We start from the raw sequence: 16,283 nt of genomic DNA, 5'->3' as shown, positions 1-16,283 counted from the left end.
TTACACTGACAAGCGGTCAACTGCCGTTTCTAGGATTATTCCTTAGGTTTTTATTTGGCCCAGCCAGCCGGGCGTGCCAGCGTAAAATTTTCTGTCGCGTTCGTCCTGCCATACCAGTCCGCACCCATGCGCGACACCAGGTCTAATTTGACCGGATCAATTTGGCCATCTGCGGTGACAATACTGTCATCCACATGTGCTGCGACGACTTCACCAAAGACCACATAGCAAGTTGGCGCATGTTCTGGGTAGGGCATCAGCTTTGCCAGTCTGCATTCAAAACTGACCGGCGCGCCGTCCACTCTGGGTACGCCAATAAATTGTGACGGCAATGACTTCACATTGCATTGTTCAAACTCACTGGTTTCTGCGTCGTAACCAAATGAGGTTTCGTTCATCAATTGCACCATGGGGAATGACACCAGGTTGACGACAAATTCGCCAGTCTCCTGAATATTGCGTACGGTGTCTTTCATACTGCCGTCGCTATTGACCAAAGGTGAAATCATCAAGGTCGGCGGCGATGCCGTAATCATCTGAAAAAAACTAAACGGCGCGAGATTCGTCAGGCCATTTTTCCCTTTAGAAGAAACCCATGCAACCGGACGCGGCGTAATGGTAGAGCCCATCCAAAAATAAGCGAGTCTTGGTGCTATAGATGAAAAGTCGATCAGCATGGAATTCCTTTAATTTGCTATTCAATTTGTACAGCGAGAATGCGGTAAGTCGTTTGATGACTGCCTGCTTTGTAAGAGGCGTGATTAGATATACTCCCCTACTTTTTTGATAAAAAACCGTAGACGTCCAATTTTTCTATGGACAATCAAAATATACTGCATAGGGTATATCTTTATTCAATTCGTCCTAATACTATTTTCTGCTTATGTTGATTGAAGCTGACTACGAATAATCAAGCCAGCCAATTCACTTTTGGAAATTTCTCCCTTACATACTCCGGCATGCTGGTGACTTCTGCTTTGGCATAGTCATAAAAAATAAATCCTGATTTTGCCATCGCAATCAGACGCTGGTCGCTGGGGCGGGTGATGCGGAAAGTGATGTCGCCGCCGTATTTGTTGAAATCCATGACGCCAACTTCAAACAATAACTGATCGCGTGCGTGCGCTTCAGATTTATAGGTGGTCGCCAGGTCGGTGATGATGGTGCCCGGGCCGACGCCTTTGGTTTCGCCAATCCCAAATTCAAACATAAATCTGGCTCTTGCCTCAGAGATCATGGAAATCATCGAATCGTTGCCAAGATGGTTTGCGCTATTGATGTCGGTTACGCGTACTGTAAGCAGGGTGGAGTAGTAGTACTGATCTTCTGGGAAATGGAGTGTCAGGCGAGCCATGGCTTTTAAGATTTATATAAACGCCTGATTCTACCCGTTTGTGATTCGCAGGAATTATTGTGATTTCTTCAAAATCCATTGCAGGCAAGAAATAAATATCCAATGCGCTTTGGATTTTTTGTTGTTAATATTCAATGCGCTTTGATAAAAAACAGGAATTTTTAATTATTTATGTAGTATGACTACATAAAGTTGCTGGGCTTGTGGGTGATTAGCAACGGTTAAGAGTGATATTTTCATTCTTAGCGCAATATATTCGACGAAATATCAATTATTTTATTTGACATGTAATTTAGTATTAGTACAGAATCACGTTCGGGGCATCAAATTCCGGATTTTAATTAGAGCGTTTGAGCTGCCAAGATTTTGCTGTTGGAATCGTAGTTTTATAATAAAAAACCAAGGAGACGAGTAATGACTAGCTTTCAAAAAAAGCGAGGCGGGAGTGTTGCCTTCAATCGCTTCGTATTTAACGTAACCCCTATCGCTGCAGCTTGTGCATTGCTGCTATCCACATCCACTGCGGTCTATGCGCAACAAGCTGGCACCCCAGCTGCTACCGCTGCTACCAAAGCAGACGACGGTAATGTGGTTGTTGTCACCGGTATCCGTAAGGGTATTGAGGATGCGATTTCAGTAAAGAAAAATTCTAATTCCATCGTCGAAGCAATTTCTGCTGAAGACATAGGCAAGTTGCCAGACACCAGTATTGCTGAATCCATTGCCCGTTTGCCTGGCTTGGCCGCGCAACGTGTTGCAGGTCGTGCCCAGGTCATCAGCGTTCGCGGTTTATCTCCGGATTTTGCTACTACATTGCTGAATGGCCGCGAGCAAGTTAGCACCGGCGACAACCGCAGTGTTGAATTTGATCAATACCCTTCTGAATTGCTGAGCGGCGTGACTGTGTACAAAACCCCAGACGCTGGTCTAGTAGGACAGGGTTTGTCCGGTACGATCGATTTGCAAACAGTGCGTCCGCTGGATTTTTCTACTCGTACAATTTCTTTAAATGCTCGTGGCGAGAAAAATTCCATGGGATCGATTGCTAATATTAAAGATACTGGCCATCGCATCAGCGCAAGTTACATCGATCAATTTGCCGATCGTACGATTGGTATTGCCATCGGTATTGCAGATCTGGAGTCACCGGTGTTGGATAATGAGACTGGTACTTATGAGCCGTTTAGTCAAAGTTCTGTCTCTGGCGTTCCTCCCGGCACATTCGTTACTGCGGGTGTCAAATCACTGGCGAAGAGCGGTACCTTAAAGCGCACTGGCATCATCGGTGTATTGGAATATCGTCCGTCAAAAATGTGGAGAAGTACGCTGGATATATTCAGTTCTACTTTTAAACAAGTTGATACCAATAATCAATTTGAAGCCAACTTAGGTGGCTATAACGGTAGCAACAATCCACAAGGATTTAATTACAGTTCGGTCAATGTGGTTAACAATACTTTGCTCGGTGGCGTTGCAACCGGAGCATACCCACTGGTACGCGGACAATACAATAACCGCGAAGATTCTATCCATACTGCTGGCTGGGGTAATAAATTTACTTTCGACAAATGGTCGTTATTAGCAGACGTTAATTACTCTGAAGCTAAGCGTGATGAGCTGTATCTTGAAAACAATTTACAACTGAGAAATCCATCTGGCGGACCACTCAATGACCCAGCCCTGACAGTTGGCTGGGTACCAGGCAGTTTTGCTACCTTGTCGGGTAAGTTAAATTATAGTGATCCGACTCAGCTGTATACCGGTAACTCGATTTATGGCTACGGCAGTACCTACGCACCACATCTTAAAGACGTTTTAAAGAGCTTTAAAATGGTTGCAACAATGCCGGTGCCAGCGATGCTCGACAATGTTTTTGACAATGTAGATGTGGGTGTCAATCGTAGTGATCGTACAAAAACTAAACGTCAACCAAGTGGTGCGCTGACCGCTAGCGGTAGTCCAACTATTTCTAGCGATTTGTTGTATGCCCCGGTCAATCTTGGTTTTGCTGGTAGCGGCATTGTTCCTTCCTGGAATGTACCTGGTGTCATCGCGAAATACTTTGACCCAATTACCTACAACTTGACCAATAACGGCAATACCATTTCACGTGCATGGGATGTCACTGAGAAAATCACGACCTCTTTTGTTAAGGGTAATATTGACTCTCAACTCGGTGGTGTTTCGCTCCGTGGCAATATCGGCGTACAAGTGATCAATACTGACCAGTCATCGGCATCGCTGTATTCCGATCCTAGTGGGGCTGCTCATCCATATACCGACGGAAAAACTTATACCGACGTGCTGCCAAGTATGAATCTGGTATTTGGTTTGCCTAACCAGCAAACTTTGCGTTTTGCATTGGCAAAGCAGGTTGCACGCCCGCGTCTGGATCAGTTAAATTCTGGCTTTGATTTTAAAGTGGATGCCTCTACCCGATTGCCTAGCGGTAGCGGAGGTAATGCCAAACTAGAACCATGGCGCGCTACTGCATTAGATATTTCATATGAAAAGTATTTCGGTACTAAAGCTTATTTCGCCGCAGCCTTTTTCTATAAAGACTTGAAGAGCTATATTTATGATTACTCGCAAACTCGCGACTTCTCCCAGTTCACACCGGGAACCATAGCGATATCTAATTTTGGTCAATACAATTCTCCTTACAACGGCCAAGGTGGTTCGCTCAAAGGTCTGGAATTGTCAGCATCAGCACCGTTGAATCTGATCTCCTCAGCGCTTGATGGATTTGGTGTCACTGCTAGTACGACAATCACTGACAGCTCGATTAATATTCCTCAAGTGAACGATACTATTGGCAAAATTCAATTGCCTGGCCTATCTAAGAATGTCACTAATCTCACGCTTTACTATGAGAAAAAAGGTTTCTCAGCCCGTATCGGTCAACGTCGTCGCTCTGACTACGTTGGTGAGATCGGTAACTTTGCCGGTGATCGTCAATTGCGTTATGTCGTTGGTGATAATGTCACTGACTTCCAGATTGGTTACGCGTTTGAAGACGGTCCATACAAAGGTCTGGGCATCATGTTGCAAGTCAATAACCTGACCAATGCAGCATATGAAACCTATGCAAATAGCAAAGATCGTCAATTAGAGTATGCAAAATACGGACGTATCATGTTGTTGGGTGCCAGCTACAAGTTTTAAGTAATATTAAAACAGTCCTCGCAGACTCCAAGCTGCGGGGACTTGTTTTTAGGACTTAGGCTAAATTATTCCAGCAGCAATTTAATACCAACTGCGCGAATAATTTTGCATCAGTCTTAATCTCGTTACTCTGTTGGACGTTACTTAAAAAAACCAGGAACAAGCAAGCATGCAATCATCGACAAACAAGCCTAGGCTTTCGTTCTGGCAGTTATGGAATATGAGTTTTGGTTTCTTCGGCATTCAATTCGGCTTTGCCTTACAAAACACCAATACCAGCCGGATTTTTTCTACCTTAGGTGCTAACGCGGATGATCTCGCCTTGTTCTGGCTTGCCGCACCGATCACGGGTTTGCTAGTACAGCCGGTGATAGGCTATCTCAGTGATAATACCTGGCATCCATTCTGGGGGCGTCGTCGTCCATTTTTCTTTGTCGGTGCTTTACTAGCATCGGTCGCGATGTTTCTGATGCCTAACTCCAGCATGTTATGGATGGCGATTGCTGTTCTGTGGATGATGGATTCTGCGATCAATATTTCGATGGAGCCATTCCGCGCTTTTGTCGGTGACAAACTCAATCCTTCGCAGCAAACGGCGGGTTTTGCGATGCAGACTTTTTTGATCGGATGCGGCGGTGTGATTGCCTCCCTGTTGCCAAGTTTGCTAACCAATTATCTCGGCGTCAGCAATGTTCCGATTGATGGGGCAATACCGGATACGGTGCGTTATTCCTTCTATTTTGGCGGCGCTATCTTTGCGTTGTCGGTGATGTGGACTGTATTTACGACGAAAGAAATACCGCCAACTGATTTAGAAAAATTTCGCCAGGAACGTAAAAATAGTCAAGGTTTTGCAAGAGCTGTTGCAGAAATTTTGGGCGGCTTTCTCAAGATGCCAAAAACCATGGTGCAGCTGGCATGGGTGCAGTTTTTTACTTGGGTCGCTTTGTTTTCTATGTGGGTCTACACTACACCATCGATTGCCGAAATCGTATTCCATAGTACCGATGCTCAATCTGCTGCTTATCAAGAGGGTGGTAACTGGGTTGGCATTATGTTTGGTGTATATGGCGGCGTATCCGCGATAGCTGCTTTTATCTTACCGATCCTGTCGCGTATGACCAGTCGTAAATTCGTTCATATGATCTGCCTGACGATAGGTGGCGTCAGTCTGGTCAGCATCTTTCTTATTAGTTCCAAACAAATGTTGTTGTTGCCTATGGTCGGCGTAGGGATTGCCTGGGCAAGCGTATTGACGATGCCTTATGCCATTCTGGCTGGCGCTTTGCCTGCTAATCGCATGGGTTATTACATGGGTTTGTTTAACTTTTTTGTCGTGATTCCGCAAATTGTAGCTGGCTTTGTATTGGGCGCGATGTTGAAGCATTTGTTCAATTATCAATCAGTCAAAGTTCTGATGCTAGGTGGCTTTTGCATGATCCTCGCAGGCATATTGACTATGTTTGTTAAAGACGTTGCAGAACAGTCGTAGTGACATTCTTTCTGAGTAGAATTGGCATGAATTTTTTTGCTATCGTATTTTCTCTGGCACTATTTTTTGTCAATGTTTTTGACAGCCTTGCCTACGCGGCAGACATGTCAGCCACGACAAAAGAACAGTTGCCGCAAACATCGAAAAAAGCAGCATTCGTATGGAATAACGCTACTATATATTTCTTGCTAACGGATCGGTTTTATAACGCGAACCCGACTAATGATCTTGCCTATGGACGCAAAAATGATGCAGCAAAGTTACGCGGATTTGCAGGTGGTGATCTGGCAGGCATTACAGAAAAAATCAAGCAAGGCTATTTTAAAAACTTAGGCGTCAACGTCATCTGGATCACACCGCCTGTCGAGCAAATTCACGGTGCGACTGATGAAGGTACTGGCTTGTCTTACGGTTTCCACGGTTACTGGGCGCGTGACTTTACTAAGGTAGATGCTAACTGGGGTACAGAAGCCGACATGCGTCAGTTGGTTGATACCGCTCACGCTAATGGAATCCGTATACTGCTCGATGTAGTGATGAATCACACCGGCCCAGTCACCGAGGTAGATCCTCAATGGCCCAATGACTGGGTGCGCACCTCGCCAGTTTGTACTTATAAAGATGTAGCAACTACCGTCAATTGCGTATTGGTTAAAAATTTACCAGATTTTCGTACCGACAGTAATGCCAATGTAGCGTTACCACCAGCCTTAGTCGCCAAGTGGAAATCTGAAGGACGCTACGAGCAGCAAGTCAGCGAGTTGGATTCGTTTTTCAAACATACGGGCTTCCCTCGCGCACCACGCTATTACCTGATGAAATGGCATGCCGATTGGGTCAGAAAATATGGTATCGACGGTTTTCGCGCCGATACAGTCAAGCATGTAGAACCCGGTGTCTGGAAAGAGCTAAAACAAGTAGCCAGCGCCGCGTATGAGGATTGGAAACGGGACAATCCTGATAAAAAATTAGGTGACGATCCTTTTTTTATGACGGCGGAAGTGTATGGCTACTCCATCGCCAGTGGACAGCAATTCACTATGGACGGTGGCAGCCAGGTGAATTTTTATCAGAATGGTTTTGATAGCATTATCAACTTCGGCTTTAAGAGCGATGCAAAAAAAAATATCGACGTCTTGTTTAGCGAGTATTCAGAAAAACTCAATATGCCGGATAGTCCTTTACACGGATATTCCGTCCTCAACTATGTTAGTTCGCATGACGATTTAAGTCCGTTTGACCGGGAACGCAACGATCCGTTTGATGCGGGTACCCGACTATTACTGAGTCCCGGTGCCGCACAAATTTATTACGGTGACGAAACTGCCCGCTCTTTATCAGTCGCTGGTGCGCAAGGGGATGCCAGTTTGCGATCCATGATGAACTGGGATGAGCTGGCGCAAAAAAAATCGAGATTTCATTACAACATCGCAGATGTATATCAGCATTGGAGCAAGCTGGGATTGTTCCGCCAAGCGCATGTCGCAGTGGGCGCTGGCGTCCATCAAAAAATATCAGATAGACCGTATATTTTTAAACGGATTTATCAGCATGATGGCATCAACGACAAAGTGGTAGTAGCGCTCGATTTACCGATTGGTGAGAGTGTTGCAATTCCCGTTACGGGCGTTTTTCTTGATGGGGAAAAGTTGAAAGACTATTACTCAGGACATAGTGCCATCGTCGTTAATGGCATGGTGAAGTTTGATAGCAAGAATAATATGGTGCTGATTGGTAAGGATGTACATCCGCCTGCTAGATCGGATGGAAACTGATATGAAAAATCAACTAAAACGCCCAATCATTGGCAACGCTGTATTCTGCGCAGTAGCTGCCTTAGTTGTTCTAGCGATACAACTAACGCAGCCAGCTTTTGCTCAAAACAGGGGAAGAGTACTTGAGGCCGTTGCTGATAAAGGTAGTTACTTAGAACTGACGACCAACGATGGTCTTTATCAGATCAAGCCTTATTCAGACAAGATTATAGAAACCACGTTTATCCCCAAAGGACAAAGTTTTATCTCAGGGTCACATGCAGTTGTGTTGTCACCCGCCATGATTAAAACCAGCATTAGCAATACAGACGTTGCTGTCGATTATGCTGTCGGCTCCGGTGTTGGCTTCAGTCTGACTGGTATGGTGGTACACATCACCAAATCACCTTTTCAAATCAGTTACGCCTACAAAGGCAATCAACTGATTTCTGAAAAAAATGGTTACAGCAAACAAGATACCTCTGAAGTACTCGACTTTAATCTGGATGCAACGGAAGCGCTGTACGGCGCAGGTGCGCGTGCGTTAGGGATGAACCGCCGTGGCAATCGTCTGCCGCTCTATAACAAGGCGCATTACGGTTATGAGGATCGTTCTAACCAGATGAATTTTTCTATTCCTCTGGTATTTTCGTCTAAACGATATGGTATTCATTTTGATAATGCGCCGATTGGCTATCTAGATCTGGATAGTAAAAAAGAGAATGTACTCGCTTATGAAACCATCAGCGGCAGAAAAACATATCAGATTATTGCTGGCGATAGCTGGGACGATATTATTGGTAGCTACACCAGTTTGACGGGCAAGCAACCGTTGCCGCCACGCTGGGCGTTCGGCAACTTCGCTAGTCGCTTCGGTTACCACAGCGAAGCAGAAGCACGCAAAATCGTCGATCAATTTTCGGCTGAAAAAATTCCACTGGATGCGATCATTTTTGATTTGTACTGGTTTGGTAAAGACATCAAAGGCACCATGGGAAATCTCGAATTTGATAGAGATAACTTCCCGCATCCTCAAGCGATGATTGTTGACTTTGCTAAAAAAGGCATAAAAACGATACTGATTACGGAACCGTTTATCTTAACTAGCTCTAGCAAGTGGGATGAGGCGGTAGAAAAGAAAATTCTGGCAACGGATAAAAATGGTGCGCCATTTGTCTATGATTTTTATTTTGGACATACAGGGTTAATCGACATTTTTGATCCTAAAGCAAAGGACTGGTTTTGGTCGATTTATAAGAATTTAAAAAAGGACGGCGTTGCGGGTTGGTGGGGTGATTTAGGTGAGCCCGAAGTGCATCCATCTGACCTGCAACATAAGACGGGCTCGGCAGATCAGCTACATAATATTTATGGACACGATTGGGCTAGGTTGATCGCAGAGGGATATCAAAAAGAATTTCCGGAAGAGCGTCCCTTTATTTTGATGCGTTCTGGCTACTCCGGCTCGCAACGGTTTGGCATGATCCCCTGGTCGGGCGACGTGAACCGTACTTGGGGTGGCTTGCAGAGTCAGCCGGAGATTGCGCTGCAAATGGGGATGCAAGGTTTGGCATATATGCATTCAGACTTAGGCGGATTCGCGGGTGCCAATTTAGATGATGAGCTGTACACGCGCTGGTTGCAGTACGGCGTATTCCAGCCGATTTTTCGTCCACATGCCCAAGAAGAAGTCGCCGCAGAACCGGTTTTAAGAAGCACATCCGCAAAGGCTCTAGCAAAGGCGGCGATCGAACTACGTTATCGTATGCTGCCGTATAACTACACGCTAGCGTTTGAAAATAATCAGAGTGGCTTACCGCTGATGCGACCCATGTTGTATGAAGAGCCGGACAATCCGGAGATGCGCGGCGTATCTGATCGTTATTTATGGGGGCATGATTTTTTTGTGTCGCCCGTACTCAAAGCCGCTGTCAAAGAGCAGACGATTCGTTTTCCTGCGACCAATCACTGGTTTGATTTTTATACTGATCAAAAATATGTCGCTGGTAGTACTGGATCAGTTGCGATTGTGCCTGAGCACATCCCCGTATTTGTCAGAGCAGGTGCCTTTATCCCTATGGCAAAGTTGGTCCAAACCACCAGAGATTATTCGACTAAAGAACTTGATCTGCATTATTACTACGATTCATCTGTACCGCATAGTCGCGGTCAATTGTATGACGATGATGGTTTGACATCCGCCGCTTTCGAGAAAGGTCGATATCAACTTTTACAGTTTTCTGGCGATACCGCTGTAGACAATAATCACCAAAAAATCACGGTACAGCTGAAGACGGAAACGGGTTTCAATTATCAGACTGTTGACAGAAAAATTGAATTGATCATGCATAACATTGCTGCTGCGCCGAACTGGGTCAAGGTAAAAAACCGACCTTCGCCATTTAAATGGAATCCGGTAAAAAAACAATTATCAGTCTTGGTCAACATACCAGCAAGAACAGAGCAGACCGTCGTAGTGCAGATCAATTGAAATAAAAAGCCGTCAGCTAAATCATCAGCTAATTTGGCACAGAAATTAGCAAATAAGTAAGCGAATAAGTAAGCGAATAAGTAAGCGAATAAGTAAGCTTTAGCAAGTTTAAAAGTAGTCTCATTTTTGAAGTAACCGACACCAATGAATCTTAAAAGCCTCGCTAAAAATCTGGGTATTTCCGAAACTACGGTGAGCCGCGCTCTGAACGGCTACCCAGAGGTTAGCGAGAAGACCCGACAGCGTGTGATGGCGGCAGCCAATGCAGCGGGATATCGCCCCAATCCGATGGCGCGGAGTCTGGCAGTCGGGCGCACTAATGTAGTGGGCATGATTCATCCTTTGCTGCCGAACGATTTAGGCGATCCTATGTTTATGTCTATCGTCGACGGGATGTCGTCCGCGCTGGAGTCCAGACAAATGGATTTGATCATTGCGCCGGTTTCGCCTGCGAATGAGTTGCGTGCCTACCAGCGTATGGTGCAAGAACGTCGGGTCGATGGTTTGATCGTTTCCCGTACCCGTTTATATGATGAGCGGATTGCTTACTTAACCGGTCACGGCTTGCCATTCGTCGCGCATGGACGCACACAAGTCAATGAGCCGCACGCCTGGTTTGATTATGACAATGAGTCTGGTATGCAGACTGCTGTTCAGTATTTGCTCTCGTATGGACACCAGCGTGTTGGCCTGATCAGTGCGCCTTTAGAAATGAACTTTGCCCGTCAACGTTACAACAGCTTTATCGAGGCAATACAAAAGGCGGGCTTACAACCGAATCCCGCGCATCTGGTCGGCGATAGTAACGACAGACGCCGAGGGTATCAGGCGATGCAACAAATACTTGCCAGCCCCTTACTACCAACCGCGGTCATCGTCGATAACCAGATGTCTGGCGTGGGCGCCGTACGCGCTTTGCTGGATGCGGGTATTCAGATTGGTACCGATATATCGATCATCGTCTGGAGCAAGATGGAAGATTCCCTGGCGGGCTATAACGTCACCACAATAGATCAGCCAAATCCTGATCAGGCAGGTAGCCGCATGATAGAAATGTTGATGTCCTTATTAGATGGAACGCCGCCAGAAGAATTACAAGTGCTGTGGCAGCCGATACTTTTGCCGGGCGATACGGTAAGAGATTGCCGCCATAGTTAAGCCGCTGCTATTTAAGAAGTCAGACGTAAGAAGCCAGACTTAATAAGTCAGACTTAAATAAAGCTGTTACAAAAGTTGTTGAATAGTGCAGCGACCACCACCTGTTTTATGAATGATTTCAACATGACTGCAACAACCAAGCGCGACATTCCGCTAGCCACGATCTCTGCAACAAATACTGAGTGGTGGCGCGAGGCTATCATTTATCAGGTCTATCCACGCAGCTTTTTGGATACCAATGGCGACGGTGTCGGTGACTTACCCGGCATTACTGCCAAGCTAGATTACATCGCCAGTCTGGGTGTTGATATTGTCTGGATTTCTCCTTTCTTCACTTCGCCGATGAAGGACTTTGGTTATGACGTAGCGGACTATTGCGATGTTGATCCCTTGTTCGGTACTCTGGCTGATTTCGATCAATTGGTGCAGCGTGCACATGCGCTGGGTCTGAAGATTATGATTGACCAGGTACTGTCACATACGGCAGAAAATCACCCTTGGTTTACTGAAAGTCGCAAGAACCGTACTAATCCAAAAGCGGACTGGTATGTCTGGGCAGACCCGCAGGCCGACGGTACACCACCGAACAATTGGCTCTCGATTTTCGGTGGCTCTGCATGGCAATGGGATACGCGTCGTCTGCAATATTATCTGCATAATTTTTTAACTAGTCAGCCAGATATGAACTTCCACCAGCCGGCGGTGCAGCAAGCGCATCTGGACAATATGCGCTTCTGGCTGGAGCGCGGTGTTGATGGTTTTCGTATGGACGCTTGTATCTTCCATTTCCATGATCAGCAATTGCGCAGCAATCCACCGGCGGCCAAGCAAAATACGATTAGTGTAGCGGCCTCCAATCCGTATGGAATGCAGGCACATATTTATGATAATACGCAGCCAGAAAATCTCGCCTTCTTTCAAAAAGTCCGTACCTTATTAAATGAGTATGGTGCCATCTCGATTGGTGAGATTGGCTCTGATGACGCGTTGGGTGTAATGGCGGCCTATACCGCCGACAACGACAAATTACAGATGGCATACAGCTTTAATTTACTGACTACAGAAAAATCTGCACGTTATATCCGCTCTCAGGTAGAAGAATTTGAAGCACGCGTGGTTGGCGGTGGTGCGTCGTGGTCGGTCGGTAATCATGATGTTGCACGTGTCATGACGCGCTGGGGTGGTACGCAAGCAACGCCCGCTTTTGCCAAAGTTGTCCTTGCCATGCAACTAGCCTTAAAAGGTACGCCATGTCTTTACCAAGGTGATGAGCTGGCATTGACAGAGGCCGATGTTCCCTTTGAGTCATTACGCGATCCGGTAGGGATTACCTTCTGGCCAGAAGCCAAAGGTCGTGACGGCTGCCGCACGCCTATGCCTTGGAACAAAGCCGAGGCACACGCGGGTTTTACGACGGGCACTCCGTGGTTACCCGTGCCAGCAGAACATCTGGCTGTTGCTGCGTCTGAACAGGAATCTGACCCCGCTTCGGCACTGAACTTTACCCGTAACATCATTCGCTGGCGAAAACAGCTCCCGCAACTGACTCGCGGCGAGATTACATTTTTTGATGCGCCTGAACCTGTATTGGTTTTGGGCCGGACATTGCCTGATTCCCCTCAGATATTGGCTGTGTTTAATTTGGGAGGGGATGCGGTTGAATTTACTTTGCCGGTGGCCGCTAATTTTGATGCATTAGCAGGGCATGGATTGCCGGGCGATGTTGCTGGAAGCTTCGTGCGCTTGCCCGCATACGGTGCCTGGTTTGGTATTGCCAGAACTTAGCAGAAGATAAAAACTCTCTCTCGCCATCGGACGAGGGAGTTGGCAGATCATTTCTTTCATCCTTATTTTAATTTATATACTGGGATACAGTATTTTAAATTGTCCAGGTAAAGTCTGGACATTAATGTATAAAATTGCTAATACTCCCCTTATTTTAATTAATTTAGCCATAATCATGCACCTCAAAAATGATAAAAAAGTCAAATGATGTTGGACGCTTTGCGCAGACTTGTATAGCTGCTTGCTTATGCACCTGTCTGATTTTTTTTAGTAGCTTTGGTGTGATTCAAGACGCCTTTGCCGCTGTCAGCGTAAATCTAGCCGCACCACCTCAAAGAATAAATCCCACATTAGACGACTGCAATAGCCAGCAGTTTCAGACGGTTTTACGTCCTGCTAGCATTGACGCCAGTGCTGCCACAAACGAGGCGCGTGCGGTCTGGTTGAATCGTCAGTTGATAGCGTGGCCGGGAGTTAACTCTACTTCTGGTCATTTCAAACTGGTTTATTCCGCTACAGCGCGATTGACGGCGAGCATTGGCGCAAAAGTGACGAGCGCGGATGGTGCGCTCAGTTTGTCAGTCGCTGATGCCGCTTTGCCGGAGCCTCTTGCTACCCGCTTTAAATACCTTGCTGAGGGAGTAGTGCTGGCAGTCAACGTAGATGATCTTGGCAAAATCGCGGCTTTGCAGACACAGCAAGTATTTCTGGTACAAGAGAATGCTGATGGCATCGTGATCGCTGCAAGCTCGCTGCAATTGGCAGGGGCACTGGATGACCTGTATGCACCGGCAAGCGAGCTGACCTCACTTGGTGTGAGTTTGACTAAAAGTACTAGTCGCATGAAGACTCAAACGAGGTTTTCTTTATGGGCGCCGACGGCACAACGTGTCTGGGTCTGCACATACGGCAGCGGAGCGGGTAACGCACGTCGTGTAGACGCTATGCAGTTCGATGCAAAAACAGGTGCTTGGAACACAGCGATCGCATCGAATCTCTCCGGACAATATTACCGCTATCTTGTGGATGTGATCGTGCCTCATGTTGGCTTGGTGCGGAATCGTGTGACCGATCCTTATTCCATCAGTTTGACCACCGATTCCAAGCGCAGCTATATCGCTGATCTGGCAGCATCTCAATTGCAGCCAGCCGGATGGAGAACCCAGGCGGTAACAAAAAAAATATCGGCGCAGACTGATATGGTGGTGTATGAATTACATGTGCGTGACTTCTCCATCAACGATGCCTCAGTCAGCAAACAATATCGTGGTAAGTACATGGCGTTTACTGAGACTAATTCCAATGGTATGCGTCACTTAAAAGCGTTGGCGCAAGCGGGGCTGACCGATATTCATTTGTTGCCAGTTTTTGATTTTGGTAGTGTCCCTGAAAAGAATTGTGTCACCCCGAAGATTGAATTTAATGCGACTGATCCTGCCAGTGAGATACCTCAAGCCGCAGTCACGGCGCATGCAGCCGAGGATTGTTTTAACTGGGGTTACGACCCGACGCATTACGGCGCACCTGAGGGGAGTTATGCGACAGACGCAGCTGATGGCGCTGTGCGTATTCTTGAATTGCGCAATATGGTTCTGGCCTTGCACCAAGCGGGCTTACGCGTCGGTATGGATGTGGTCTATAACCATACTTATGCATCCGGGCAAAAAGAAAAGTCTGTGTTGGACAGAATTGTTCCGGGTTATTACCACCGCTTAAACGAGCGTGGTGCAGTCGAGCAATCAACCTGTTGTGATAATACTGCGACTGAAAACAGGATGATGGGCAAGCTCATGGTTGATACCGTAGTGCAGTGGGCAAATGCGTATAAGATCGACTCATTCCGGTTTGATTTGATGGCACATCAACCGCGTGCAGTCATGGAACAACTCAAAGCAAAACTACTCGCCAGCGTGGGGCATGACGTACAACTGATAGGCGAGGGTTGGAATTTTGGTGAGGTTGCAAACGCTGCCCGCTTTATACAGGCGTCGCAACTGTCATTAAATGGTTCGGGTATTGCCACATTTAGTGATCGCGCCCGTGACGCAATTCGCGGCGGCGGATCATCTGAGTCTGGTGGTAATTTGATTCGCAAGCAAGGTTATATCAATGGTTTATTTATTGATCCAAACGCTATTAATTCCGCATTCAATTCTGAACCTGAACATCGTGTCACTGCGACAGATTTAATGGAGGCAGCGGACATGGTGCGGGTCGGACTAGCGGGGTCAATTCGTGACTATACGATGCTGACGCGACGTGATACGACTCTGCGTCTGGAGCAGATTCCCTACGGCGATCAGCCAGCCGGATATGTCAGTCAGCCTAGTGAAGTCGTGAATTATATTGAGAACCATGATAACCAGACTCTGTTTGATATCAACGTCTATAAATTACCGCTCACTACCAGTAAAGACGACAGAGTGCGGGTACAGATGTTGGGCGCGGCAATCAACGCATTTAGTCAAGGCATCGCTTACTTCCATGCTGGAATCGATACGCTGCGATCTAAATCGATGGACAAAAATACTTTTGAATCGGGTGACTGGTTTAACCGCCTGGACTGGACTTATACCGATAATTATTTTGGTACTGGCCTACCACCTAAACCCGATAATGCGGTCGATTATTCATTGATCCGTCCTCTACTCTCAAATATTGCGATCAAACCTGATCCAAAGAATATTGCGATGGCACGCGATATGTTCCGTGATTTGCTGCGGATACGTGCCAGCTCTTCTTTATTCCGGTTGCGGACAGCGGCAGACATCCGGCAGCGCCTGCATTTTTATAATACCGGATCAGGACAAAATCCTGCGGTGATTGCGGCGCATATTGATGGTGTTGGTTATCCTGATTCAGGATTTAAATCGCTGATGTATTTCATTAACGTCAGCAAGGAATCACAACCACTGGTGATCTCGGAGCAGGCCGGCAAGACATATCAATTACATCCGGTGCAGAGCAACAAGTCAGCAGCCGATCCGCGCCCGGCGGCGTCTGCTAAATATGTTGCGGCATCAGGAGAATTTACTATTCCGGCGCGGACTGCGGTGGTGTTTGTGGAGGTACTTTGATTTCCTA

At 46.6% G+C, this 16,283-nt stretch carries 9 protein-coding genes; 7 read left to right on the top strand and 2 right to left on the bottom strand.

The genetic code is table 11. The features are described from left to right. Positions 1-50: 50 nt before the first annotated feature. Positions 51-677, bottom strand: coding sequence for a flavin reductase family protein (locus RGU72_RS12260; protein ID WP_322119997.1), 627 nt, complete (start codon positions 675-677; stop codon positions 51-53). A 233-nt stretch (positions 678-910) separates the two neighbouring features. Beyond that, positions 911-1,354: a thioesterase family protein gene (locus tag RGU72_RS12255; protein ID WP_322119996.1), complete on the bottom strand. Its 444-nt coding sequence runs from the start codon at positions 1,352-1,354 to the stop codon at positions 911-913. A gap of 414 nt (positions 1,355-1,768) precedes the next feature. Between RGU72_RS12255 and RGU72_RS12250 the strand changes: the two genes are divergently transcribed. The 7 genes from RGU72_RS12250 (at position 1,769) to pulA (ending at position 16,276) form a co-directional block, all read left to right on the top strand. Then, positions 1,769-4,519, top strand: a complete 2,751-nt coding sequence (locus RGU72_RS12250; RefSeq protein ID WP_322119995.1) for a TonB-dependent receptor — start codon at positions 1,769-1,771, stop codon at positions 4,517-4,519. 169 nt (positions 4,520-4,688) lie between these two features. Then, positions 4,689-6,011, top strand: coding sequence for an MFS transporter (locus tag RGU72_RS12245; protein ID WP_322119994.1), 1,323 nt, complete (start codon positions 4,689-4,691; stop codon positions 6,009-6,011). A gap of 26 nt (positions 6,012-6,037) precedes the next feature. Continuing rightward, positions 6,038-7,786, top strand: a complete 1,749-nt coding sequence (locus RGU72_RS12240) for an alpha-amylase family glycosyl hydrolase (RefSeq protein ID WP_322119993.1) — start codon at positions 6,038-6,040, stop codon at positions 7,784-7,786. A 1-nt stretch (position 7,787) separates the two neighbouring features. Continuing rightward, positions 7,788-10,256 carry a TIM-barrel domain-containing protein gene (locus RGU72_RS12235; protein WP_322119992.1) on the top strand — a complete coding sequence of 823 codons (2,469 nt, stop codon included), beginning with the start codon at positions 7,788-7,790 and terminating at the stop codon, positions 10,254-10,256. Between the two features lie 144 nt (positions 10,257-10,400). Next, complete coding sequence (locus tag RGU72_RS12230) at positions 10,401-11,414, top strand: substrate-binding domain-containing protein (protein ID WP_322119991.1); 1,014 nt, start codon at positions 10,401-10,403, stop codon at positions 11,412-11,414. A 123-nt stretch (positions 11,415-11,537) separates the two neighbouring features. After that, positions 11,538-13,199 carry an alpha-amylase family glycosyl hydrolase gene (locus RGU72_RS12225; protein ID WP_322119990.1) on the top strand — a complete coding sequence of 554 codons (1,662 nt, stop codon included), beginning with the start codon at positions 11,538-11,540 and terminating at the stop codon, positions 13,197-13,199. Positions 13,200-13,387: 188 nt separating this feature from the next. After that, positions 13,388-16,276 (top strand): pullulanase-type alpha-1,6-glucosidase, encoded by a 2,889-nt coding sequence (pulA, locus tag RGU72_RS12220; protein ID WP_322119989.1) that lies wholly within the window; start codon positions 13,388-13,390, stop codon positions 16,274-16,276. The last annotated feature ends 7 nt before the right edge of the window (positions 16,277-16,283 follow it).

Origin of the sequence: Undibacterium sp. 5I1, assembly GCF_034314085.1 — a bacterium.
Classification (GTDB): domain Bacteria; phylum Pseudomonadota; class Gammaproteobacteria; order Burkholderiales; family Burkholderiaceae_D; genus Undibacterium.
The sequence above is the reverse complement of the archived record's forward strand: the minus strand, read 5'-3'. Positions and strand labels throughout refer to the sequence as shown.

Coding starts and splice junctions, on each gene's coding strand:
- RGU72_RS12260 (WP_322119997.1), bottom strand. CDS start 677: ATGCTGATCGACTTTTCATCTATAGCACCAAGACTCGCTTATTTTTGG.
- RGU72_RS12250 (WP_322119995.1), top strand. CDS start 1,769: ATGACTAGCTTTCAAAAAAAGCGAGGCGGGAGTGTTGCCTTCAATCGC.
- pulA (WP_322119989.1), top strand. CDS start 13,388: ATGATAAAAAAGTCAAATGATGTTGGACGCTTTGCGCAGACTTGTATA.
- RGU72_RS12245 (WP_322119994.1), top strand. CDS start 4,689: ATGCAATCATCGACAAACAAGCCTAGGCTTTCGTTCTGGCAGTTATGG.
- RGU72_RS12235 (WP_322119992.1), top strand. CDS start 7,788: ATGAAAAATCAACTAAAACGCCCAATCATTGGCAACGCTGTATTCTGC.
- RGU72_RS12255 (WP_322119996.1), bottom strand. CDS start 1,354: ATGGCTCGCCTGACACTCCATTTCCCAGAAGATCAGTACTACTACTCC.
- RGU72_RS12230 (WP_322119991.1), top strand. CDS start 10,401: ATGAATCTTAAAAGCCTCGCTAAAAATCTGGGTATTTCCGAAACTACG.
- RGU72_RS12240 (WP_322119993.1), top strand. CDS start 6,038: ATGAATTTTTTTGCTATCGTATTTTCTCTGGCACTATTTTTTGTCAAT.
- RGU72_RS12225 (WP_322119990.1), top strand. CDS start 11,538: ATGACTGCAACAACCAAGCGCGACATTCCGCTAGCCACGATCTCTGCA.